Origin of the sequence: Mycobacterium pseudokansasii (assembly GCF_900566075.1) — a bacterium.
Lineage (GTDB): Bacteria > Actinomycetota > Actinomycetes > Mycobacteriales > Mycobacteriaceae > Mycobacterium > Mycobacterium pseudokansasii.
In genome coordinates this window covers 2,796,673-2,816,867 of record NZ_UPHU01000001.1, presented here as the reverse complement: position 1 = coordinate 2,816,867, position 20,195 = coordinate 2,796,673, and the positions used below count along the sequence as shown (strand labels likewise).

The 20,195-nt window shown below is 66.5% G+C and carries 13 protein-coding genes; 5 read left to right on the top strand and 8 right to left on the bottom strand.

Features of this window, described 5'->3' with window-relative positions:
- Window position 1 precedes the first annotated feature (1 nt).
- On the top strand, window positions 2-2,311 hold the full coding sequence (treY, locus tag EET10_RS12870) for a malto-oligosyltrehalose synthase (RefSeq protein WP_122502197.1): 2,310 nt from the start codon (window positions 2-4) through the stop codon (window positions 2,309-2,311).
- A complete protein-coding gene (gene treZ / locus EET10_RS12865) occupies window positions 2,304-4,028 on the top strand; it encodes a malto-oligosyltrehalose trehalohydrolase (RefSeq protein WP_063468574.1) in 1,725 nt (574 codons plus the stop codon). Before treY ends, treZ begins: the two co-directional genes overlap by 8 nt.
- A gap of 75 nt (window positions 4,029-4,103) precedes the next feature.
- On the opposite strand, the gene EET10_RS12860 is transcribed toward treZ, so the two are convergent.
- Complete coding sequence (locus EET10_RS12860) at window positions 4,104-5,429, bottom strand: aminotransferase class I/II-fold pyridoxal phosphate-dependent enzyme (RefSeq protein WP_122502783.1); 1,326 nt, start codon at window positions 5,427-5,429, stop codon at window positions 4,104-4,106.
- A 48-nt stretch (window positions 5,430-5,477) separates the two neighbouring features.
- On the opposite strand from EET10_RS12860, the gene EET10_RS12855 reads away from it, so the two are divergent.
- Window positions 5,478-6,137, top strand: coding sequence for a pyridoxamine 5'-phosphate oxidase family protein (locus EET10_RS12855; protein WP_036400927.1), 660 nt, complete (start codon window positions 5,478-5,480; stop codon window positions 6,135-6,137).
- A gap of 13 nt (window positions 6,138-6,150) precedes the next feature.
- Here EET10_RS12855 and EET10_RS12850 read toward each other — a convergent pair whose 3' ends face one another.
- The 3 genes from EET10_RS12850 to EET10_RS12840 all read right to left on the bottom strand — a co-directional run bounded on the left by EET10_RS12850 (window position 6,151) and on the right by EET10_RS12840 (window position 8,933).
- The gene (locus EET10_RS12850; RefSeq protein ID WP_063468604.1) at window positions 6,151-7,071 is read right to left on the bottom strand and encodes a phosphatase PAP2 family protein; all 921 of its coding nucleotides are present in this window, start codon (window positions 7,069-7,071) and stop codon (window positions 6,151-6,153) included.
- A 98-nt stretch (window positions 7,072-7,169) separates the two neighbouring features.
- Window positions 7,170-8,462, bottom strand: coding sequence for a threonine ammonia-lyase (ilvA, locus tag EET10_RS12845; RefSeq protein WP_063468573.1), 1,293 nt, complete (start codon window positions 8,460-8,462; stop codon window positions 7,170-7,172).
- 33 nt (window positions 8,463-8,495) lie between these two features.
- Complete coding sequence (locus EET10_RS12840; RefSeq protein ID WP_036400930.1) at window positions 8,496-8,933, bottom strand: nitroreductase family deazaflavin-dependent oxidoreductase; 438 nt, start codon at window positions 8,931-8,933, stop codon at window positions 8,496-8,498.
- A gap of 133 nt (window positions 8,934-9,066) precedes the next feature.
- Here EET10_RS12840 and EET10_RS12835 point away from each other — a divergent pair, with 133 nt between their 5' ends.
- Window positions 9,067-9,297: a hypothetical protein gene (locus tag EET10_RS12835; RefSeq protein WP_036400932.1), complete on the top strand. Its 231-nt coding sequence runs from the start codon at window positions 9,067-9,069 to the stop codon at window positions 9,295-9,297.
- A gap of 6 nt (window positions 9,298-9,303) precedes the next feature.
- Here EET10_RS12835 and EET10_RS12830 read toward each other — a convergent pair whose 3' ends face one another.
- Together EET10_RS12830 and fadD11 are read right to left on the bottom strand one after the other, a co-directional pair.
- On the bottom strand, window positions 9,304-11,187 hold the full coding sequence (locus EET10_RS12830) for a lysophospholipid acyltransferase (RefSeq protein ID WP_099188329.1): 1,884 nt from the start codon (window positions 11,185-11,187) through the stop codon (window positions 9,304-9,306).
- Window positions 11,184-13,028: a fatty acid--CoA ligase FadD11 gene (fadD11, locus tag EET10_RS12825; protein WP_122502196.1), complete on the bottom strand. Its 1,845-nt coding sequence runs from the start codon at window positions 13,026-13,028 to the stop codon at window positions 11,184-11,186. Before fadD11 ends, EET10_RS12830 begins: the two co-directional genes overlap by 4 nt.
- 296 nt (window positions 13,029-13,324) lie before the next feature.
- On the opposite strand from fadD11, the gene EET10_RS12820 reads away from it, so the two are divergent.
- Window positions 13,325-15,754 carry a methyltransferase domain-containing protein gene (locus EET10_RS12820; RefSeq protein ID WP_136624732.1) on the top strand — a complete coding sequence of 810 codons (2,430 nt, stop codon included), beginning with the start codon at window positions 13,325-13,327 and terminating at the stop codon, window positions 15,752-15,754.
- A 4-nt stretch (window positions 15,755-15,758) separates the two neighbouring features.
- Here the strand turns inward: EET10_RS12820 and dnaE are convergent, their stop codons facing one another.
- Together dnaE and EET10_RS12810 are read right to left on the bottom strand one after the other, a co-directional pair.
- Window positions 15,759-19,310, bottom strand: coding sequence for a DNA polymerase III subunit alpha (gene dnaE / locus EET10_RS12815; RefSeq protein WP_099188323.1), 3,552 nt, complete (start codon window positions 19,308-19,310; stop codon window positions 15,759-15,761).
- Between the two features lie 67 nt (window positions 19,311-19,377).
- On the bottom strand, window positions 19,378-19,809 hold the full coding sequence (locus EET10_RS12810) for a type II toxin-antitoxin system Rv0910 family toxin (protein ID WP_063468567.1): 432 nt from the start codon (window positions 19,807-19,809) through the stop codon (window positions 19,378-19,380).
- Window positions 19,810-20,195 lie beyond the last annotated feature (386 nt).

The following is a 20,195-nucleotide window of genomic DNA, read 5'->3' as shown; positions in this document are numbered from 1 at the left end:
CATGGCTTTGCCTATCCTGTCCAGCTACCGGCTGCAACTGCGTGGTGTCTCCAGCGGATTCGGGTTCACCTTCGCCGACGCCGAAAACCTGCTGGACTACTTCGACGACCTCGGGGTGTCGCATCTGTACCTGTCCCCGATCATGACAGCGGCCGCGGGGTCGAGCCACGGCTACGACGTCACCGACCCGACCGCGGTGTCTCCCGAGCTTGGCGGCGCAGAAGGACTGGCCAGGTTATCCGAGGCGGCCCGAGCCCGCGGCATCGGTCTGGTCGTCGACATCGTGCCCAACCATGTGGGCATCGACAAGCCCGAGCAGAACGCCTGGTGGTGGGACGTCTTGCGGCACGGCCGTTCGTCGGCCTACGCCAGCTACTTCGACATCGACTGGGACCTCGACGGGGACGGCCGAATTGTGCTGCCGATTCTGGGTTCCGACGACGACGTCGCCGACTTGAAAGTCGACGGGGACCTGTTGCGGTTGGGCGGCCTGGCGCTGCCCATCGCGCCCGGCACCGCGGCGGGCACCGGCCCGGAGGTACATGACCGCCAGCACTACCGGCTGGTGGGCTGGCGCACCGGGCGGTGCGGCTATCGCCGGTTCTTCTCGATCACCTCGCTGGCCGGGCTGCGGCAGGAAGACCGGGCGGTGTTCGACGCCACCCACGCCGAAGTCGCCCGATGGTGTGCCGAGGGCCTCGTCGACGGCGTGCGCATCGACCATCCCGACGGCCTATCGGATCCGTGTGGATACCTCTCGTGGTTACGCGAACTGCTCGGCCCCGACGCATGGATCGTGATCGAAAAGATCCTGGCCGTCGACGAGGCGCTGGAGCCGACACTGCCGGTGGCCGGCACCACTGGCTACGACGTATTGCGGGACCTCGGCGGAGTCTTCGTCGATCCCAGCGGAGCCCAGGAGCTCACCGCCCTGGTCGAGTCCGCGGGAGTGAATTATTCGGCGATGCCGGAGATGTTGGCCGCGCTGAAGATCCGTTCGGCCACCGACACCCTGGCAAGCGAGTTGCGCAGGCTGCGCCGCGCCATCGTGTCCGCCGCCGGCGCCGATGATCCGTTGCTGTCCGAGGCGGTGGCCGCGCTGCTCACCCATATCGGCGTCTACCGCTGCGACTACCCGGGCCTGGCCGCGGTAATGCCCACCGCCTTGGCCGAAACCCAGGAGGCGGCACCGGAATTGGGGCCCGCACTGCAGGTCGTCGCCGCAGCACTGGCCGGTGGCGGCGAACCGGCCACCCGGCTGCAGCAGCTCTGCGGCGCGGTGACCGCCAAGTCGGTCGAGGACTGCTACTTCTACCGCGACTCCCGGCTGGTTTCACTCAACGAGGTGGGCGGCGAACCGCACCGTTTCGGAGTGGGGGCAGCGGAGTTTCACCACAGCGCCGCCACCCGGGCCCGGATGTGGCCGCGCGCGATGACGACACTGACCACCCACGACACCAAACGCGGTGAGGACGTGCGCGCCCGGATCGGGGTGCTCTCACAGGTTCCGTCGCTGTGGGCCGAGTTCGTTGCCCGTTGGGAGATCCAGGCCCCCTCCCCCGATCCGGCCACCGGACAATTCCTGTGGCAGAACATCTTCGGGGTGTGGCCCGTCAGTGGTGAGGTGACCGGCGAGCTACGCGACCGGCTGCACAACTACGCCGAGAAGGCCATCCGGGAAGCGGCCTGGCACAGCTCGTGGAACGATCCGGACATCGATTTCGAGGACGCGATACACCGCTGGCTAAATACCGTGCTCGATGGTCCGGTGGCCGAGCAGCTGACCGGGCTGGTGGCTCGGCTGCACCCGCATGCCGCAAGCGACGCGCTGGGTCAGAAGCTGCTCGCGCTGACCGTACCCGGGATACCCGATATCTACCAGGGCACCGAGCTGTGGGACGACAGCCTGGTCGACCCCGACAACCGCCGGCCCGTCGATTACGCCGTCCGCCGTAGCGCATTGAAAGCGTTGGCGCACCCTAAAATCCGGGTCATCACCACCGCACTTCGGCTACGGCGCTCCCGTCCGGACAGCTTCCTGTATGGCGGCTACGTTCCGGTGCTGGCCAACGGCGACGCCAGTGACCATGTAGTGGCGTTTCGCCGGGGCCGGGAAGGCCAGGACATCATTGTCGCGGTGACCCGCTGGACCGTGCGGCTGGAGGAAACCGGCTGGGGTAACACCGTGGTGCCGCTGCCCGACGGGTCCTGGACCGACACGCTTTCCGGTGCCACAGCAAGCGGGCCGACGTCGGCCGCCGAACTGTTCGCGGACCTGCCCGTGGTCCTGCTGGAGCGCAACCGTGACTGAATTTCGCGTCTGGGCACCCAAACCTGAGCTGGTACGCCTTGACGTCGACGGCCGGGTGCACGCGATGACTCGTTCGGATGACGGGTGGTGGCACGCGGACGTGGACACGGCACCGCACGCGCGCTACGGATATCTGCTCGACGAGGACCTCACGGTGCTGCCCGATCCCCGATCACCGCGGCAACCCGACGGGGTGCACGCGCGCTCGCAATTATGGAGCCCAGCCGATGCAACCTGGACCGACGGCGCTTGGCCGGGCCGTTCAATCGAAGGCGCGGTGATCTATGAACTGCACCTGGGCACCTTCACTGGCGCCGGCACGTTCGACTCCGCCATCGAAAAGCTGAACTATCTGGTCGATCTCGGGATCGATTTCGTCGAGCTGATGCCGGTCAACTCCTTTGCCGGCACCCACGGCTGGGGATACGACGGCGTGCTGTGGTACAGCGTGCACGAACCCTACGGCGGACCCGACGGGCTGGTCCGATTCGTCGACGCCTGTCACGCACGCGGTCTGGGAGTCTTGATCGACGCGGTGTTCAACCACCTCGGCCCGTCGGGGAATTACCTGCCGCGGTTCGGGCCCTACCTCTCGTCGGCGAGCAACCCATGGGGGGAGGGCATCAACATCGCCGACGCCGACTCCGACGAGGTGCGCCGCTACATCATCGGGTGTGCGCTGCGCTGGATGCGCGACTTTCACGCCGACGGGCTGCGGCTGGACGCGGTGCACGCGCTGGTGGACACCACCGCCATGGATATCCTCGAAGAGCTGGCCAGCGAAACCGATTGGCTGTCAACGCAGCTGGGGCGTCCGCTGTCGCTGATCGCCGAAAGCGACCGCAATGATCCGCGGGTGATCACTCCGCGCGACCGTGGCGGCTACGGGTTGACCGCGCAATGGTCCGACGACATCCATCACGCCATCCACACCGCGGTGTCCGGCGAGCGTCAAGGGTATTATGCGGATTTCGGCTCGCTGGCCACGCTGGCACACACCCTGCGGCACGGTTACTTTCACGCGGCCACCTATTCGTCGTTCCGGCGCCGCCGCCACGGCTGGCCGCTGGATACCGCGACCATCCCGGCTACCAGGTTGCTCGCCTATACATGTACCCATGACCAGGTCGGCAACCGTGCCCTCGGAGACCGCCCGTCGCAAAACCTGACGGGTGGCCAGCTTGCGATCAAGGCCGCACTGGCCCTCGGATCGCCTTATACAGCATTGCTTTTCATGGGCGAGGAGTGGGCGGCTTCGACGCCGTTTCAATTTTTCAGCTCGCATCCCGAACCGGAGCTGGCCCGGGCCACCGCCGAGGGACGCAAGGCCGAATTCGCCGAGCACGGCTGGGACGCCGAGGACATCCCCGACCCCCAAGACCCGCAGACGTTTCGGCGCTCCAAGCTGAAGTGGGATGAGGTCCATGCCGGCGAACACGCGCTCGTGCATCGCTTTTATCGCGATCTGATCGCGTTGCGGCGAAACGACCCCGATATGGCCGATCCCTGGCTGGAGCACCTGATCGTCGACTACGACGAAGACGGGCGTTGGATCATCGTGCGTCGCGGCCGGTTGCGCGTCGCCTGCAACCTGGGCGCCGAACCGGTGCCGGTGCCCGTCACCGGCCAAGTGGTGCTGGCTTGGGGTGAGCCGGCGGTCGATGCCGATCACACTGCGCTGGAAGGTCATTCGGTCGCCATTCTCCGCTGCGGATAAGGGCGCGAGCAGTCGCAGAATCGCACTGTTGTGGCCACAACAGTGCGATTCTGCGACTGCTCGCCACCCGGTAGCTCACACACTGCGATGGCCGGTGACGTGCATCGCCTCGGCAATCGAGTCGGCAAGGGGGTCGATCTCGGCCACGGTCAGATCGGCAATGGTGATGCGCATTCCGGGTGGGGTCGCAATCCGGAAGCGCGATCCCGGCGCCGCCGCCCAGCCGGTGTTGAGCAGCCGGGTGATCACCACCGTCTCATCGGGCACCGGAATCCACACGTTCAGCCCGGATCGGCCGTGTGCAACGACACCGCGGTCGGCCAGAGCAGCGCACAACCGCATGCGGGTATCGCCGTAACGCCGTTCGGCCTTGCGGACCAGGCGTGTGGCCGAGTCGTCCGACCACAGCGTGACGGTCAGATCCTGCAACAGGTGACTCACCCAGCCCGGCCCGAGCCGCAGCCGCCCCTGCACCCGTTCGACCGTCCGCCGGTCTCCGGCAACGATCGCCAAGCGCAGGTCGGGGCCATAGGCCTTCGATGCAGAACGCACGAAAGCCCAGTGGCCGGTAGAGCCGGCCAGGGTGTGCAACGGCACCCCCGCGATGCCGGCGCAGTGGTCGTCCTCGACGAGCAACACGTCGTCGGATCGGCCCGCCAACAGATTGCTCAGCGCGGCCGCACGATCGGCGGACAACGCCGCCCCGGTCGGGTTCTGCGCACGGGTGGTGACTACCAGGGCCCGCACACCGCGGCCCAGTGCCCGGGCAAGGTCGGCAACCAGCGGCCCGTCGTCGTCGACTCCTACCGGCTCCGCGTTAAGCCTCAGTGCCGCAAGCAAATCGAGCAGATTGGCCCAGCCCGGGTCCTCGACAGCCACCCGGTCACCAGGTCGCAGATGTGCGGTCAGCGCCCGCTCAATCCCGTCGAGCGCGCCGCTGGTCACCGCGAGGTGATGGGCCGGTACGCCATCCGTGGCCAGCGCGCTGCGAGCGTGGTGGACCAACTCGTCCGACATCGCCGGCTGTCCGTAGAGGACGGGCGGTCCGGGACGGGTCCGCAGTCGTGCGGCGGCGATGGGCAGCAAAGCGGGGTCCGGGTTTCCGGTAGACAAGTCTCGGGCGCCTTCGGGGACATCGAGGCCGAGTGCGGAGCGGGGTGTCGTGGCCGGGCGGTTCCGCACCCGGGTACCGCGCCGCCCCGCGGTCTCGACGGCCCCGCGATCACGAAGGATGCGGTAGGCGGCGGCCACCGTATTGGGATTCACGCCGAGTTGGCCCGCGACATCGCGGATCGGCGGCAGGGTGTCGCCGGGCGTGAGACTGCCCTGGGAGATGGCTTGTTCGACACTGGTGGCTATGGATTCGGCACCCGTCCCCGTTATCCTATATTGTGCTGGCACAGTCATAATTATGTACTAGTATGTACAAGTAGGGAAGCGGTGGATCATATGGCCCGTGGATACCAACCAACTCCTGGCACTACCCCCTCTCGCTACCGCGAGCGTGCACGTTACGACAGCGAGACCGTCCACCGCATCCTGGACGAGGCGTTGTTCTGCCATCTCGGCTATGTCCGCGACGGCAGGCCGGTGGTCTTGCCGACGATGCATGTTCGCCGCGGCGAGACGCTGTACTTTCACGGCTCCACCGGCAGCGGACCAATGCTTGGCGCCAAGCCAGCCGGCCTGCCGGTCTGCATCACCGCCACCGTCGTCGACGGGCTGGTGCTGGCTCGCTCGGCGATGCACCATTCCCTGAACTATCGCTCGGTGATCGTGATGGGCACCGCGCGTGTGGTTGACGACGACGCCGAGAAGTTGCCTGCCTTGCACGCGCTGCTCGATCACATCCGGCCGGGCCGCGCCGCCGACTGCCGGGCCCCCGACATCCGTGAGCTGGCCGCCACGGCGGTGCTCGCACTCCAACTCGTCGAGGTTTCGGCCAAGGTGCGCCATGGCGGGCCGGTCGACGACCCGGAAGATCGTGCGCTGCCACATTGGGCCGGGGTCATCCCGCTGACCGTGACCGCGGGGACACCGCAACCGGCTGACGATCTCGACCCTGCTACCCCGCTGCCGGACTACCTGACCGCCGAGCGCAGACGCTGAGATACCGCTGCGCTCACTGCATGCGGCCACTCGAACTCGGCTTGGCGGCGCTCGCACGCCAAGTGCTGTCCCACCAGGTCCCGACCAGCACGACGACGGCGCCCCAGGCCGTGCCCAAGAGCCAGCCGGCCAGCACATCGCTGATGTAGTGCACTCCCAGATAGATCCGTGAGAACCCGACCACGGCGGACCAGCCCATCGCCAATGTCCACACGATGATTCGCGCGGTCCACGAAATGATCAGCCAGCGGGTCACCAGCCACCCAGAGAGCAATGTGACCGCGGCGGTGCCCGCCGCGTGCCCGGAGGGAAAGGAGTATCCGCCTTCGGCGATCGTTGCGAAAGGCAGGGCGGGCCGATCCCGGACTACCAGCGCTTTCGCAACGAGAACCACCAGTGCAATACCACCACCACCGATCAGAACAAGTACCACCGGCAGCCACGACCTGCATCGACAAACGACGGCAGCGCAGGTCAGCGCGGTGAGCGCCGCCATCCCAACCGGACCGCCCGCAGCGGTGACCACCCGCAGCGTCGTGGTCAACCACAGGTCACGGTGGGCTGCCAGCCATTCGGCAGCCGGTTGGTCGATCCCTGCTATACCGTCACACTCGAGGACGTCATCGAGCACTTCGGTGAAACAGACCGCCAATGCCGTGACCACCGCAGCGCCGACGAGCAGCGCGACACCGGCGACCTCGGACACCGCCAGTCGGCGAGTCAGCGCGCCTCCCCCGGCACCGGCCCGCTCGCGTAGCCACGCCACCGCGCGGCCGATCACGGCGACGTTGCACGCCCGCGCCCAGAGTCTGCAGATCGGCGTCTCGTTCCGAGCGATCCACGCCGCCACGGCCACCAGTGCCGCCAGACACGCCACGGTCGCTGCGCTGACCAGACCGAAACCGGGCGTACCGGGTCCAGATGGCTGGCTCATGTTCTCACCCAACGTGCAAGGAAACGCAGCGGCGGTCCGGGCGTCGACCACGTTATCAAGCCATCGGCCCCGGCCGATGTGAGCCGTAAGGATCCTGGTTACAGCAAGTAGCGGTAGGCCGGCGACCCGGGCTCGAGGGCTTCGATGTGAAGGTCGGTAGCCCGCATCCGGGCTAACAGTCCGTCCAAGTCCGCGGCCGACCCGAGCTCGATACCTACCAGGGCTTCGCCGGTCTCCCGGTTGTTGCGCTTGACGTATTCGAACAACGTGATGTCGTCGGTGGGGCCGAGCACCCCGTCGAGGAACCGGCGCAGCGCACCAGGCTCCTGCGGGAAGTCCACCAGGAAATAGTGCTTGAGGCCCAGGTGAACCAGCGAGCGCTCCAGAACCTCGCCATAGCGCGACACGTCGTTGTTGCCACCCGAGATCAGACAGACCACGGTGGACCCGGGCTCGATGTCGGCTTCCAGCAAGCCGGCCACCGAGAGGGCGCCCGCCGGTTCGGCGATGATGCCCTCGTTCTGATAGAGATCGAGCATCGCGGTACACACCGCGCCCTCGTCGACAGTGGTGATCGACACCATGTCCCCGGCGGCTGCCAGCGCCGAATACGTCAGCGTCCCGGCCCGGCTGACCGCAGCGCCGTCGACGAACTGGTCCACGTGGTCCAACGTCACCGGCTCGCCCGCGGCCAGCGCGGCCATCATCGCGGCGGCCCCGGCCGGCTCGATACCCAGCACCGCGGTGGTGGTCGTTCGCTCCGCCAGGTACGTCGTAATGCCGGCGATGCAGCCGCCGCCGCCGACCGGCACCACCACCAGGTCGGGCTCTTGGACTATCGGGCCGAGCTCGGCAAGGATTTCGACGGCGATGGTGCCCTGGCCGGCAATGGTGCGCAGGTCGTCGTAGGGATGTACCAACGTGGCGCCGGTGCGGCGAACGTCTTCCAGCGCCGCCGCGGCAGCCAGGTCATAGGTCGCCCCGCCCACGATCAACTCGATGAACTCCCCGCCGTGGTAGCGGATTCGGTCTCGCTTTTGTTTGGGAGTTTTGGCCGGGACATAGACGCGGCCGTGCACCCGCAGTGCCCGGCAGGCGAAAGCGAAGCCCTGCGCGTGGTTACCCGCCGAGCAGCACACGACACCGGCGGCCAGCTCCTCATCGGTCAGTTGCACCAGCAGGTTGTAGGCCCCCCGCAGCTTGTAAGAGCGCACCACCTGCAGGTCTTCGCGTTTCAGATAGACCGTCGCACCGGTGATCGCCGACAACCTGTCACTCAGCTGCAACGGCGTCGGTGTGATGACCGGGGCGATCCGCTTCGCCGCACTATCGATGTCAGCCGCGGACAGCAGCGGTAAGCCGCTCGGGCTCGGGCTCAGTTCAGCGGACACCGATCAATGGTGCCATGCCACCCGCCGGGCGACTCAGCTCACCGGCGTCAGCACGAACACCGGTATCTGGCGGTCGGTCTTGTTCTGGTATTCGGCGTAGTCCGGCCAGGCTTGCACGGCCCTGTCCCACCACGTGGCTTTCTCGTCGCCGAATACCTCGCGGGCCTCGTAGTCGCGCGTGACGGTGCCGTCCTGAAGTTCGACCCGCGGGTTCTTCTTGACGTTGTGGTACCACACCGGGTGCTGCGGAGCCCCGCCCAGCGAGGCGACGATTGCGTACTCGCCGTCATGCTCCACTCGCATCAGCGGCGTCTTGCGCAGTTTGCCGGTTTTGGCCCCGACGGTGGTCAGCAGAACGACGGGTTTGCCCTTCAATTCTGTGCCTTCGGTTCCACCGGATTCCGAGTACTTGTCGGCCTGTTCACGCGACCAGTCGAGGGGGCTGGGCGCGTATTCACCTTCTAGCGGCATAACCACCACTCTAGAGAGGCATGCTCAAGCCGCCGTGCGGCGTCCGGGGCTCGCGAGGGGACCCGTCCGCTGCTGCCGCCGCGGACCCCAAACTTCGGTGATCCGAAACCAAAGTGACCGGTATGCTGAATTCATGACCACAGCCGAACGATTGCGCTCGTTCGCTCCCCCGAATAACGCGGAGGTGCTGGTCGCGGGAGTCCCCTGGCCGCGGCACAAGTTGTTCGCGGTGATCGCCGGGTTCGCCGCGCTGGCCCTGCTCGGGGTGGTGACGATGAGTGCAGCCGCGTCTGTGCTAGGCGCCACCGGGGTCGGAATCGTGGTCGGTGTCGTAGTGAAGATCCTGACACCGGCGCAGCGCTGAGGGCCGTCACCGCGTTCTGGCCAGCTCGGCGATCGCGTTGACCCGCCGTATGGCCGTGGCGATCTCGTCGGCGAATTCACGCCGCCGTTCGGCGATGTCCCGGGAGTCGGAGTCGCCGGCCTCGTCCACGAGCTCACGATGACGAGCCAGTCGAAGTGCGGTCTTGAAAAGCTCCATCGACCGCGACTCGGCGTTGGCAATTCTGCGCTGTAATTCCCACTGCTTGCCCACCTGCAGACACTCGGCAAGAAACGCCTGCTCGTCGAACGCGTCATCTTCGCAGGCGGCCAGCCGGTCGGCAACGATGTGGTAGGCGTCTAGGAACGGCCGCAATACCAGGTGCGCGAGCAGCAGATCGGCCGACTCCAGCAGGTGCCGCACCTGCTCGGCGGTGGCGGCCTTGGTGGTGTCTTCCACCGGCCCGATCAGCCGTACTTCGTCGGCGAGATCCTTCTCGAACTGTGCACGCGCCGAGAACAGGAACTCGAACTTCAGCAGCTCGCGAAGCCGCAGCGCCTCGTCGCGCACGGTGGCCGGTAACACGGAACCATTCGCGGAACGTTCGGAGATCTCCGCGGCCGCCAGCAACGCCATCTCCGCGATGGCACGATCGACAAAGATGTGGATTGCAGTGTTGCGATAGAACGCGGCGACGAGGTGCTGGTCCTCGCCGATGCCCCAGACCGCTTCGGTGCCGGCCTCGTAGACAAGAACCACCCCCGAGGCCGCCATTTGGTGCAGGGCCCATCGGATGGTGGAGCGGTTCGTCAGATCCGCCGCGCCGGCCACCGACCAGTGGCGCGCCGCGATGTAGCTGGCCAGCGGTTGCACTGTGGCCAGCACCTCGCTGATGGACAGCGAGCGGTCGGCACCCAGCAGCGCCAGACTGACCACCGCGGTGGGCGTCACCGGCGTGGCGCGGTTGATGCGGTGCTCCACGTCCAGGGCAATGCGTTCGATCTCGGTTCCGCTGCCCGATTCGTCGGCCCGCAACTCCTCGAGACGTTTGCGCAGCGGCAGCGGCTCGCCGAAGTCCAGGTAGGCGCGGCCGAGCCGTTCACCCTGCTGGCGCGCGAGCCGGATCAGGAAGCGCAAGTCTTCCGGTGGTTTTACCGCACCATAGGCCTCGGTGGTCATGGCCTCCACCTCGTGCAGCTGGTCGTACACGATGGATGTCGGCACCAAATACACCTCCGGACCGTCGATTTCGTCGACGGCGTCGGCGATGTAGCGCAAGATCCCGAACACCGGAGGGCGTAGTTTGCCGGTCCGGGTCCGGCCTCCCTCGATCGACCAGGTTAGGTTGGCATGGTTTTGCACCAGCTGCGCGGCGTAGGCCCGCAGCACGAACCGGTAAATGGGAATGTCTTTGGTCTGGCGGCGGATGAAGATGGCCCCGGTGCGCTTGGCCCAGGCGCCCATCGGGAAGAAGTTCAAGTTTGCGCCACCGAAGGTCAGCGCCGGCGACAGCCGATTGGCCAGGATCACCTCGGGCAGCAGTAAGCCGTCCAAGTACGAGCGATGCGAGAAGGCGAACGCCAGGGTGGCTCTGCGGTCCAGCTTGCGCAGCGCGGCGATCTGGTCCTCGTCGACCAGCACGTCGTAGGCCCGCATGAGCCAGCGGCTGAAACCCCGCCACGCCTCCACGGCCCGCTCGTCGAGCGAGGCCGCCATTTCCCGCAGGTAGCCCGCGGCCTCGGCGCGCACGCTGTCCGGATCACGCCCGAGCTCGTTGGCCAGCCTGACCAACCGGTCGTCATACCACGGGGTGCCCAGCAGCTGGACAACCTCGGCCGGGTCGGTGGACAACGGCGTGATCGATTCGTCGATAATTCCGGTGCGCTGCAGCAGCTTTCGCAACGCAACCCGTCCCGCTTCGCGCGCCGTCATCGCCGCTCCCCCAGTGATGCCGGTTGTGCGGTCGCCGCGGCGGCGGGTTCGTGGACGTCGGGTCCGGGCTCGGCCGCGTAGAGTTCCTCGATCTCGGCGGCGTACTTGGCGAGAATCGGGCGGCGCTTGAGCTTCATGGTCAGCGTGATCTCGTCACCGCCGGGCTCCCACAAGGTGGGCAGCACCCGGAAGCGCTTGATCTGCTCGACGCGGGAGAGTTTGGCGTTTCCCTCGGCCACGCCGGCTGCGATCCGGGCGATCACCTCGGGGTCGGCGGCCAGGGCCGCGGGCGAGGCGTCGGACAGCCCGTGCTGGGCGGCGTACGGACCGACCGAGTCGGCGTCGAAGACCATCAGCGCGGTGTTGTACGGGCGCCCGTCGCCGACGGCCATCATCACGCCGATCATCGGGCAGGCGGCCAGGATGGTGTTCTCAATGTTGGCCGGCGACATGTTCTTTCCGGCAGCATTGATGATCAACTCCTTCTTCCGGTCGACCACCCGCAGATAACCCTGCTCGTCGACGTCGACAATGTCGCCGGTGTGTAGCCAACCGTCGGGATCAATCGCGGCCGCGGTCATCTCCGGTTCTTTGCGATAACCCTTCATCACCAGCGGGCCGCGGACCAGATATTCACCGTCCTCGGCGATCTTGCCCTCCAGTCCGGGCAGCAGCTTGCCGACGGTGCCCAGCCTCGCGCCGCGGGGGTGGCACGCGGTAGCCGCGCAGCTCAGCTCGGACATTCCCCAAATCTCGGCGATCGGGATGCCGATGCCGGCAAAGAAACCCAGCGTCTCCTTGGGGATGGGCGCGGCTCCGGAGATCGCCCACCGAAGCTCACCGAAGCCGAGCCGCTCGCGAAGCTTCGACAACACCAGCTCGTCGGCCCTGGCCCATTCGGCGGCCAACTCATCGGGGATCGGCATACCGGCGAGCACCGCTTCGGCGCGTCTGGCGGCCACCGACATCGCCCACTGCAATGCCTGCCGCTTCGTCTCGTCGCTCTCGTGGCTGACCGTGAATTCGATTCCGGCCTTGAGCTTTTCCCATACCCGGGGCACCGCGCCCCACACGGTCGGCCGCACGTCGGGCAACGCCGCCGCGATAGCGCGACCGTCGGAAACCACCGTGACCTGGGTGCCGAACATCTCCTGAAGGTACAGACCGGTCATCCGGTCGGCGATATGCGCCGACGGCAGAAACGACGTCACCCGGTCACCGAACTCGATTCCGAGCACCTCGTCGATCGCATAGCCCTCGAACAGCAGGTTGGTGTGAGTCATCTCCACGCCCTTGGGGTTTCCGGTGGTTCCGGAGGTGTAGATGAGGGTGACGACGTCGTCGGGGCGGACCGCGCGCCACGCCGCCTCGAAGTCGAAGTCGACGGGCGCGGCCGCATAGAGTTCGGCGACCGAGATGGTGCCCTCTGGCGCGCCGTCAATGCAGACAATGTGGTCGATGGGGACACCGCTGGCGCGGATACGGTCGACGTATTGCTCCTCGCAGAGCACCACCTTGGTGCCGGCGTTGTCGAATACGTAGGTCAGCTGCTCGGCGGGCAACGTGTTGTAGACCGAAAACGACGTGGCGCCAACATGTTGGGAGCCCACTTCCAGCGGATAGAACTCGATGCGGTTGGCCATCATCAGCGAAACCGTGTCGCCGCGCCCCACCCCCAGCCCCGCAAGGCCGGCAGCAACGTGACGCACCTGGACCGCGTATTCGCGCCAGGTCAGCGTCTGGGCGCCACCCGGGGTCCGCAGTGCCACCGCATCTGGGTCGACGGCCGCGGTTCGCTGAAATGCCTGGCACATGGTGGCCGGACGCTCGTTCGTGGTCATCTGTCCCTCTCCTTCGCGGCCTCGTCGTGTGCGAATCAGCGCTGCCCGCTCACATCGGTGAGCGTACGTCGGCGATCGCCGGGCATGGAAGCCCGCGCCTGGCGCGCGCACCCGAGGTTGAGCTGTGCGCAGATCGGATTCGGTTGGCCACCAAGGCATCTGGTAGTCCCAAAGTGGGTGTGACTGGCCGTCCCCGGATCGAGCGCCCCAGCGCCGCGGATGCAGCTGCTGCGTGAGGCCTGCCCCGGCCGCACATATCCGCAACCCGACGCGCGATCGCTGGGTACGATTTTGCCGTGTCCGACCCAGGGGCAGAGCGCTCGAAGCCGCCAGCGATCTGCCTCAACATGATCGTGCGAAACGAGGCACACATCGTCGCCGGGGCGCTCGACTCGGTGGCGCCCTACATCAGCTCGTGGGTGATCGTGGACACCGGCTCCGACGACGGGACTCAGAACCTCATTCGCGGCCAGATGGCCCGTCTGGGTATCGGCGGACAGCTATACGAACGCCCGTGGCGCAACTTCGGCGACAACCGCACCGAGGCGCTGACCCTCGCCCAGGGTCATGGCGACTACGTCTGGGTGGTCGACGCCGACGACGTGCTGGTGGGCACACCCGATTTCGCGGCCCTGGGTGCCGACGTCTACTGGGTGCGCTACCTGTGCAATTCCCACGGCTACTATCGCTCGCAGTTGTTCCGCGACGGGGTGCGGGTGCGGTGGGTGGGCGTCACTCACGAGGCCCCGATGTGGGATTTCGACTCCTGCGTGGAGGCACGCCTGGAGGGCGACTACCACGTCGAAGATCGTCAACGCGGTGCGCGCAACCTGTCCGGGCAGAAGTATGAGCGCGACCGTGACCTACTGCTGGCCGAGGTAGAACGCAATCCTGGGGACGCGCGGTCGGTCTTCTATCTGGCCCAGAGCTACTACGACCTTGGTGATTTCGCCAACGCGCGCACGTGGTATGCGCGCCGAGCCGAGATGGGCGGCTGGGAGGAGGAGACCTACTACGCCTTGTGGCGGGTCGCGGTGTCGATGGGCGAGCTCAACGAACCGTGGCCTGACGTGCGCGACGCCTACCTGCGGGCCTGGGAGTTTCGGCCGACCCGAGCCGAGCCGTTGTTTGCCATCGCCGCCCGGTACCGCACCGATGGCTCTTACCCGCTCGGCTACGAGTTCGCCAATCGTGCCGCCGAGATCCCGTTCCCCGACCAGGACATGTTGTTTGTCCGCGCGGAAATCTACAGCTGGCGCATCACCGATGAGCTGGCGGTTTGCGCGTCCTGGATCGGCAAGCACGCCGAGGCGGTCACGCTGTGGCGGCGTCTGCTGGCCCGATCCGACCTCCCGGAGAACGAGCGCCAACGGATCGCGGAAAACCGCGACATCTGCGCGCCGACGATGATCGAAGCAGCGTCCACATACCCCGAGCCGGAGCTGCTGGCGTCCCTGCCGCGCCAGGGCCGACACGACGCCGAGGTGGTCGTCAGCCTGATCGCCGGGCCGGATCGTGGTGCCGCCGAGCAAACGCTGAACTCGTTCCTGCGCTGCTGCACCGACGTCTGGCGGATCGGACGCTTCCTGATCGTCGACGCCGGCCTGGCCGGCCCGGATCGCGAAACACTATGTCAGCGATACGAATTCCTCGAAGTTGTTCGCATCGGCGCTCAGCTCGGGCAAATCCGCGCCCAGATCGACGCACGGTTCTGGCTTCACCTGGGCCAGGGCTGGCGATTCTTCGCACCCGAAAACCTGATCACCCGCCTCACGGCCGTGCTCGAAGCCGAACCGCGGGTGTATCAGGTGGGCGTCAACCTCGCCGATGCGGTCAAGCTGACCGGCGTCAGCGCGCCCGAGCAGGCGGTGCGCCGAACACCCGAAGCCGGCCGATACCTGCGCACCCAGGAGATTGCGCGCGGCCCGGCGATGTTCGACACCACACGACTGGATCGAGCGGGCGGAGTGGACGGCATGGACCCGGATCCGATCGCCGAACTTGGGCGGCGGGCGAGCGCGGCCAGGCTGCACACTGCCACCCTCGACGAGGTGCTCTGCATCGCCGGCGGAGGCAACGAAACCACCCTCTACACACCGGCGTTCTACGACGGGCAGGCGGCGGGATCAGCCGCGTCGGCGGCGGTGATGGTGCCGATGTTCGCTGCGCTGACCCGGCCCGATTCTGTGCTCGACGTTGGCTGTGGGGTCGGCGGCTGGGTCGCGACCTGGCTCGACAGCGGCGTCGACGCCGTCGGCGTGGACGGCGATCACGTCCCGCGCGACCAGCTGCGCATTCCCGATAGCCGCTTCATCGACCACGACCTGACCGCCTCACTGGACCTGGGTCGTCGATTCGACCTGGTCACGTGCCTTGAAGTGGCTGAGCACCTGCCGCCGGAGGCTGCCGAGACGCTCGTCGAGAGCCTCTGTCGGCACGGCCGCGTGATCGTCTTCTCGGCGGCAATCCCCGGCCAGGGAGGGACCGGGCATGTCAACGAGAGGTGGCCGAGCTTCTGGGCGGCGCTGTTTGCCACCCACGGCTACCGGCCCTACGACCTTCTGCGCGGCAAGTTGTGGTACGACACTCGATGCGAGTGGTGGTACCGGCAGAACGTGCTCGTCTACGCCACCGACGACGTCGCCCACGAGCACGGATGGCCCGCCATGACGGGACCGCTGGACATGGTCCACCCGGAACTGTTCGCGCTTCGATGTGGCGGGTGACCGCCTAGCCGCCCAGGCACCCCGGACCGAGCAGCTCCTTGAGGTCCCCCATCAATGCCGGCGAGGGCGTCACCCGCAGCGATTGATCGAGTTCCAGCGTGGTGATCCGGTCCCCGCTAATGAGCCGCAAGTGCACCTGTGAGGTGCCGGGATGGCGCGCCAGCACCTGCTTGAGCGCACTCACCTTGTCGAAGGTGCACTGCCGGGTAGGCAGGCTGACGGCCAGCGGCCGCTGCGCCTGTGCGTTGGAAAAGTCCGGCACCACAAGCTCATTGGCGATTAGGGTAGTGCGGTCGTCACGAATCGCGACTTTTGCGTTGACCAGCACCACGGCGTCGTCGGCGATGTCGGCGCCGTAGCTGGAATAGGTGTGCGGGAAGAACATCACCTCGATTCCACCGGTGAGGTCTTCCAATTGGGCTGAGGCCCAAGGCATTCCGTTCTTATTGACCCGTCGGTTGACCGACGCCAGAATGCCGCCCACCCGCACCTGGGCGTCGTTGGGGACATCACCGTCCAGGATCGCCGGAATCGCGGTATCGACCTGGCCGGCCAGCAGGTGTGCCACCCCGTTGAGCGGATGCCCGGATACGTACAGGCCCAGCATCTCCCGTTCCAGGGCCAGCTTGTGCTTGTCGTCCCACTCGTCGTCGGGGACCTTGATGGTGAACACGGGGTCCGCGGCGCCGGTCCCGTCATCATTGCCGCCGAACAGGTCGAACTGCCCCATCGCCTCGGCCTTCTTGGTGCCCAGCACCGAGTCCACCGCGTCGGTGTGGACCAGGAAGAGGCCTTTACGAGCATGGCCCAGCGAGTCGAACGCGCCCGCTTTGATCAACGACTCGGTGACCTTCTTGTTGCATGCCGAGATGTCGATCTTGTTCAGATAGTCCGAGAAGTCGGTGAATTTGCCTTTGTCGTTGCGGGTTTGGATCAGCGAGCCAACGACGTTGGCGCCGACGTTGCGTACTGCGCCCAGGCCGTAGCGGATGTCCTCGCCCACCGACGCGAAGTTCAGCCCGGACTCGTTGACGTCCGGCGGCAAGACGGTGATGCCCAGTTTGCGGCAGTCGGCCAGGTAGACGGCGGCCTTGTCCTTGTCGTCGCCCACCGACGTCAGCAGGCCGGCCATGTACTCGGCGGGATAGTTGGCCTTGAGGTAGGCCGTCCAGTACGAGACCAGCCCGTAGCCGGCGGCGTGCGACTTGTTGAACGCGTAGTCGGCGAACGGCAGGATGGTGTCCCACAGCGCCTTGATCGCGCCCGGGGGGAATCCGTTGGCCTGCATCCCCTGCGAGAAGCCTTCGTACTCCTTGTCGAGCACTTCGCGCTTCTTCTTGCCCATGGCCTTGCGCAGAATGTCGGCTCGGGCCAGCGAATAGCCGGCCACTTTCTGCGCGATGCGCATGATCTGCTCTTGGTAGACGATCAGGCCGTAGGTCTCGGCCAGGATCTCCTCGAGGGGTTCGGCCAGCTCGGGGTGGATCGGCTTGATCGCCTGGCGCCCATTCTTGCGGTCGGCGTAGTCGTTGTGGGCGTTCTGGCCCATCGGGCCGGGCCGGTACAGGGCGAGCACCGCGACGATGTCTTCGAACCCGGTGGGCTGCATGCGGCGCAGCAGGTCGCGCATCGGCCCGCCGTCGAGCTGGAACACCCCCAGGGTGTCGCCGCGGCCCAGCAGTTCATAGGTGGGGTTGTCGTCCAGCGGCACCGATTCCAGATCGAGGTCAATTCCCCTGTTGGCTTTGATGTTGTCGATCGCGTCGCCGATGATCGTCAGGTTGCGCAGGCCCAGGAAGTCCATCTTCAGCAGGCCGATCGCCTCACACGACGGGTAGTCCCAGCCGGTGATGATGGCCCCGTCCTGCGGCCGCTTCCACAGCGGGATGGCCTCGGTGAGCGGCTCGCTGCTCATGATGACCGCACAGGCGTGCACGCCGGCGTTGCGGATCAGGCCTTCCAGGCCGAGTGCGGTCTGGTAGATGGTGCGCACGTCCGGATCGGTTTCGATCAGGCCGCGAACCTCGGCGGCTTCCTTGTATCGCTCGTGAGCGGGATCGGTGATGCCCGACAGCGGAATGTCCTTGGCCATGATGGCCGGCGGCAGCGCCTTGGTGATCCGGTCGGCAATCGCGAAGCCGGGTTGGCCGTAGTGGATTCTGGCCGAGTCCTTCAGTGCCGCTTTGGTTTTGATGGTGCCGAAGGTGATGACCTGGGCTACCCGATCGTGGCCCCACTTGTCGGCGGCGTAGCGCACCATCTCACCGCGTCGGCGGTCGTCGAAGTCGATATCGATGTCGGGCATCGACGTGCGTTCGGGGTTGAGGAACCGCTCGAACAGCAGACCATGAGGTATCGGATCGATATCGGTGATACCCAGGGCGTAGGCGACCAGGGAGCCGGCGGCGGAGCCGCGGCCCGGTCCGACGCGGATGCCCACCGACTTCGCGTAGCCGATCAAGTCGGCGACGATCAAGAAGTAGGACGGAAAACCCTTGGCGCAGATCACATCGATCTCATAGTCCGCGCGGGTGACGTAGCTGTCGGGCGGTCCGTCGGGGAACCGCCGGCCCAGCCCCGCGGCCACCTCGTGGCGCAGCCAGGACGCCGGGTCGTGGCCGTCGGGAACCGGGAAGACCGGCATCCGGTCACGCGGCGTCCACACGTCGGCGTAGGACTGCACGCGCTCGGCGATCAGCAGAGTGGAGTCGCAGGCGCCGGGGACCTCGTCGTCCCAGATCTGGCGCATTTCGGCGGCGGACTTGAGGTAGTAGCCGTCGCCGTCGAACTTGAAGCGATTGGGGTCCGACAGGGTCTTGCCGGTTTGGACGCACAGCAGCGCCTCGTGGTTGTGGGCCGCGTCGCGGGTCACGTAGTGGCAGTCGTTGGTGGCCAGCGGTGGAATGTTGAGGGTGCGGCCGATGTGGAGCAGTCCCTCGCGGACCCGCCGTTCGATGGTCAGCCCGTGATCCATCAGCTCGAGGAAGTAGTTGTCCGGCCCGACGATCTCGCGCCATCGGGCCGCTGCTTCCAGCGCCTCACGCTCCTGGCCGAGGCGAAGGCGGGTCTGCACCTCACCCGAGGGACAGCCGGTGGTGATGATGATTCCCTCGGCGTGCTCGGCGATGAGCTCGGCATCCATGCGCGACCACTTGCTCAGCTGGCCCTCGAAGGATGCCAGCGACGACAGCTTGAACAGGTTGCGCAGGCCGGTGGCGTTCTCGGCCATCATCGTCAAGTGGGTGTAGGAGCCGCTTCCCGAGATGTCGTCGGCCTTCTGGCTCGGGTCGCCCCAGAAGATGCGCCGGGTATCAAAACGAGAAGCCGGCGCGATATACGCCTCGACGCCGATGATCGGTTTGATCCCGGCCTGTGTCGCCGAGTTGTAGAACTCGCTGGCGCCGAACATGTTTCCGTGATCGGTCATGCCGATCGCCGGCATCTGCAGCCGCTCGACCTCGGCCAGCATGGGGTTGATCTTCGCGGCACCGTCCAGCATCGAGTACTCGGTGTGGTTATGCAGGTGCACGAAGGACCGCGAAGACGAACCGCTCATAGGGACGCCAGTCTATGACCGAGCACCGACGGCTTTCGGGCGTGTCGCGGAGTGTGTCTTGTGGTCGCTATGCATACAGCTCCACGAACTGCTGCAACGACTTTTCCACGTCGCCCTTGACGGCTCGGGCAGCCGCCGAACCCACCGGCCCGAACAACGCGCGACCGCCCAGCTCGAGGCGCAGGCCGAGGCTGGACCCGTCCTTGGTCGGCGTGACCGTGAGGGTAACGCCGTACTTGGCGCCACCCTTGCCGGAGCCGGACAGCGCGACCTCGTGCGGCGGGTCCCATTTGGTCACCGTCCACGTGACCCGGTTGCGCATGCCCTTGGCCCGAGCCACCCCCACGATTTCGACGCCCTCGCTCAGTTCGTCCGGCAGCTCGCTGCGCCATCCCTCGTGGATCACCAGCCAATCGCCCAACTCTGAAAGATTGGAGACGTGCTCCCAGGTGTCGTGAGGGGTTATCGGAACGTCGGCGGTCATCTCAACGGAAGCCATCGGATGAGCCTAACCGTGGCGCCGATGCGGGCCGTGCTGCCTCGGGTGTGCGCTGATGGCGCCGAGCGTGCGCTCATGGCGCGGAGTGTGCACTGAGGGCGCCGATGTGCGTTGAGGGCGCCGAGTGTGCACTGATGGCGTCGAGCGTGCCGTCAGGGTGGCCCGTTCGCGGATGTACCACCCTACGTTGACGCTCGAAGCCGCCACCGCACACTCAAAGGCGTCATCGCACACTCGATACGCGGAATGCCAGCCGACCTGATGTCCGTGGCCATGAAAAAGTACCCACTGGTGGCCAAGTCGAGGTATCCGTTTTTGGCCAGATAAAAGTATCCACCCCGTGTTCGTCGTGTCGATCAGGAACTGCGGGCCCCGATGGTGACGGT

What these genes read in the sequence shown, in the direction of transcription:
- fadD11 (WP_122502196.1), bottom strand. Translation starts at nt 13,028, where the DNA reads ATGACCACGAACGAGCGTCCGGCCACCATGTGCCAGGCATTTCAGCGA.
- EET10_RS12835 (WP_036400932.1), top strand. Translation starts at nt 9,067, where the DNA reads ATGACCACAGCCGAACGATTGCGCTCGTTCGCTCCCCCGAATAACGCG.
- EET10_RS12850 (WP_063468604.1), bottom strand. Translation starts at nt 7,071, where the DNA reads ATGAGCCAGCCATCTGGACCCGGTACGCCCGGTTTCGGTCTGGTCAGC.
- EET10_RS12810 (WP_063468567.1), bottom strand. Translation starts at nt 19,809, where the DNA reads ATGGCTTCCGTTGAGATGACCGCCGACGTTCCGATAACCCCTCACGAC.
- EET10_RS12840 (WP_036400930.1), bottom strand. Translation starts at nt 8,933, where the DNA reads ATGCCGCTAGAAGGTGAATACGCGCCCAGCCCCCTCGACTGGTCGCGT.
- EET10_RS12855 (WP_036400927.1), top strand. Translation starts at nt 5,478, where the DNA reads ATGGCCCGTGGATACCAACCAACTCCTGGCACTACCCCCTCTCGCTAC.
- dnaE (WP_099188323.1), bottom strand. Translation starts at nt 19,310, where the DNA reads ATGAGCGGTTCGTCTTCGCGGTCCTTCGTGCACCTGCATAACCACACC.
- treY (WP_122502197.1), top strand. Translation starts at nt 2, where the DNA reads ATGGCTTTGCCTATCCTGTCCAGCTACCGGCTGCAACTGCGTGGTGTC.
- EET10_RS12830 (WP_099188329.1), bottom strand. Translation starts at nt 11,187, where the DNA reads ATGACGGCGCGCGAAGCGGGACGGGTTGCGTTGCGAAAGCTGCTGCAG.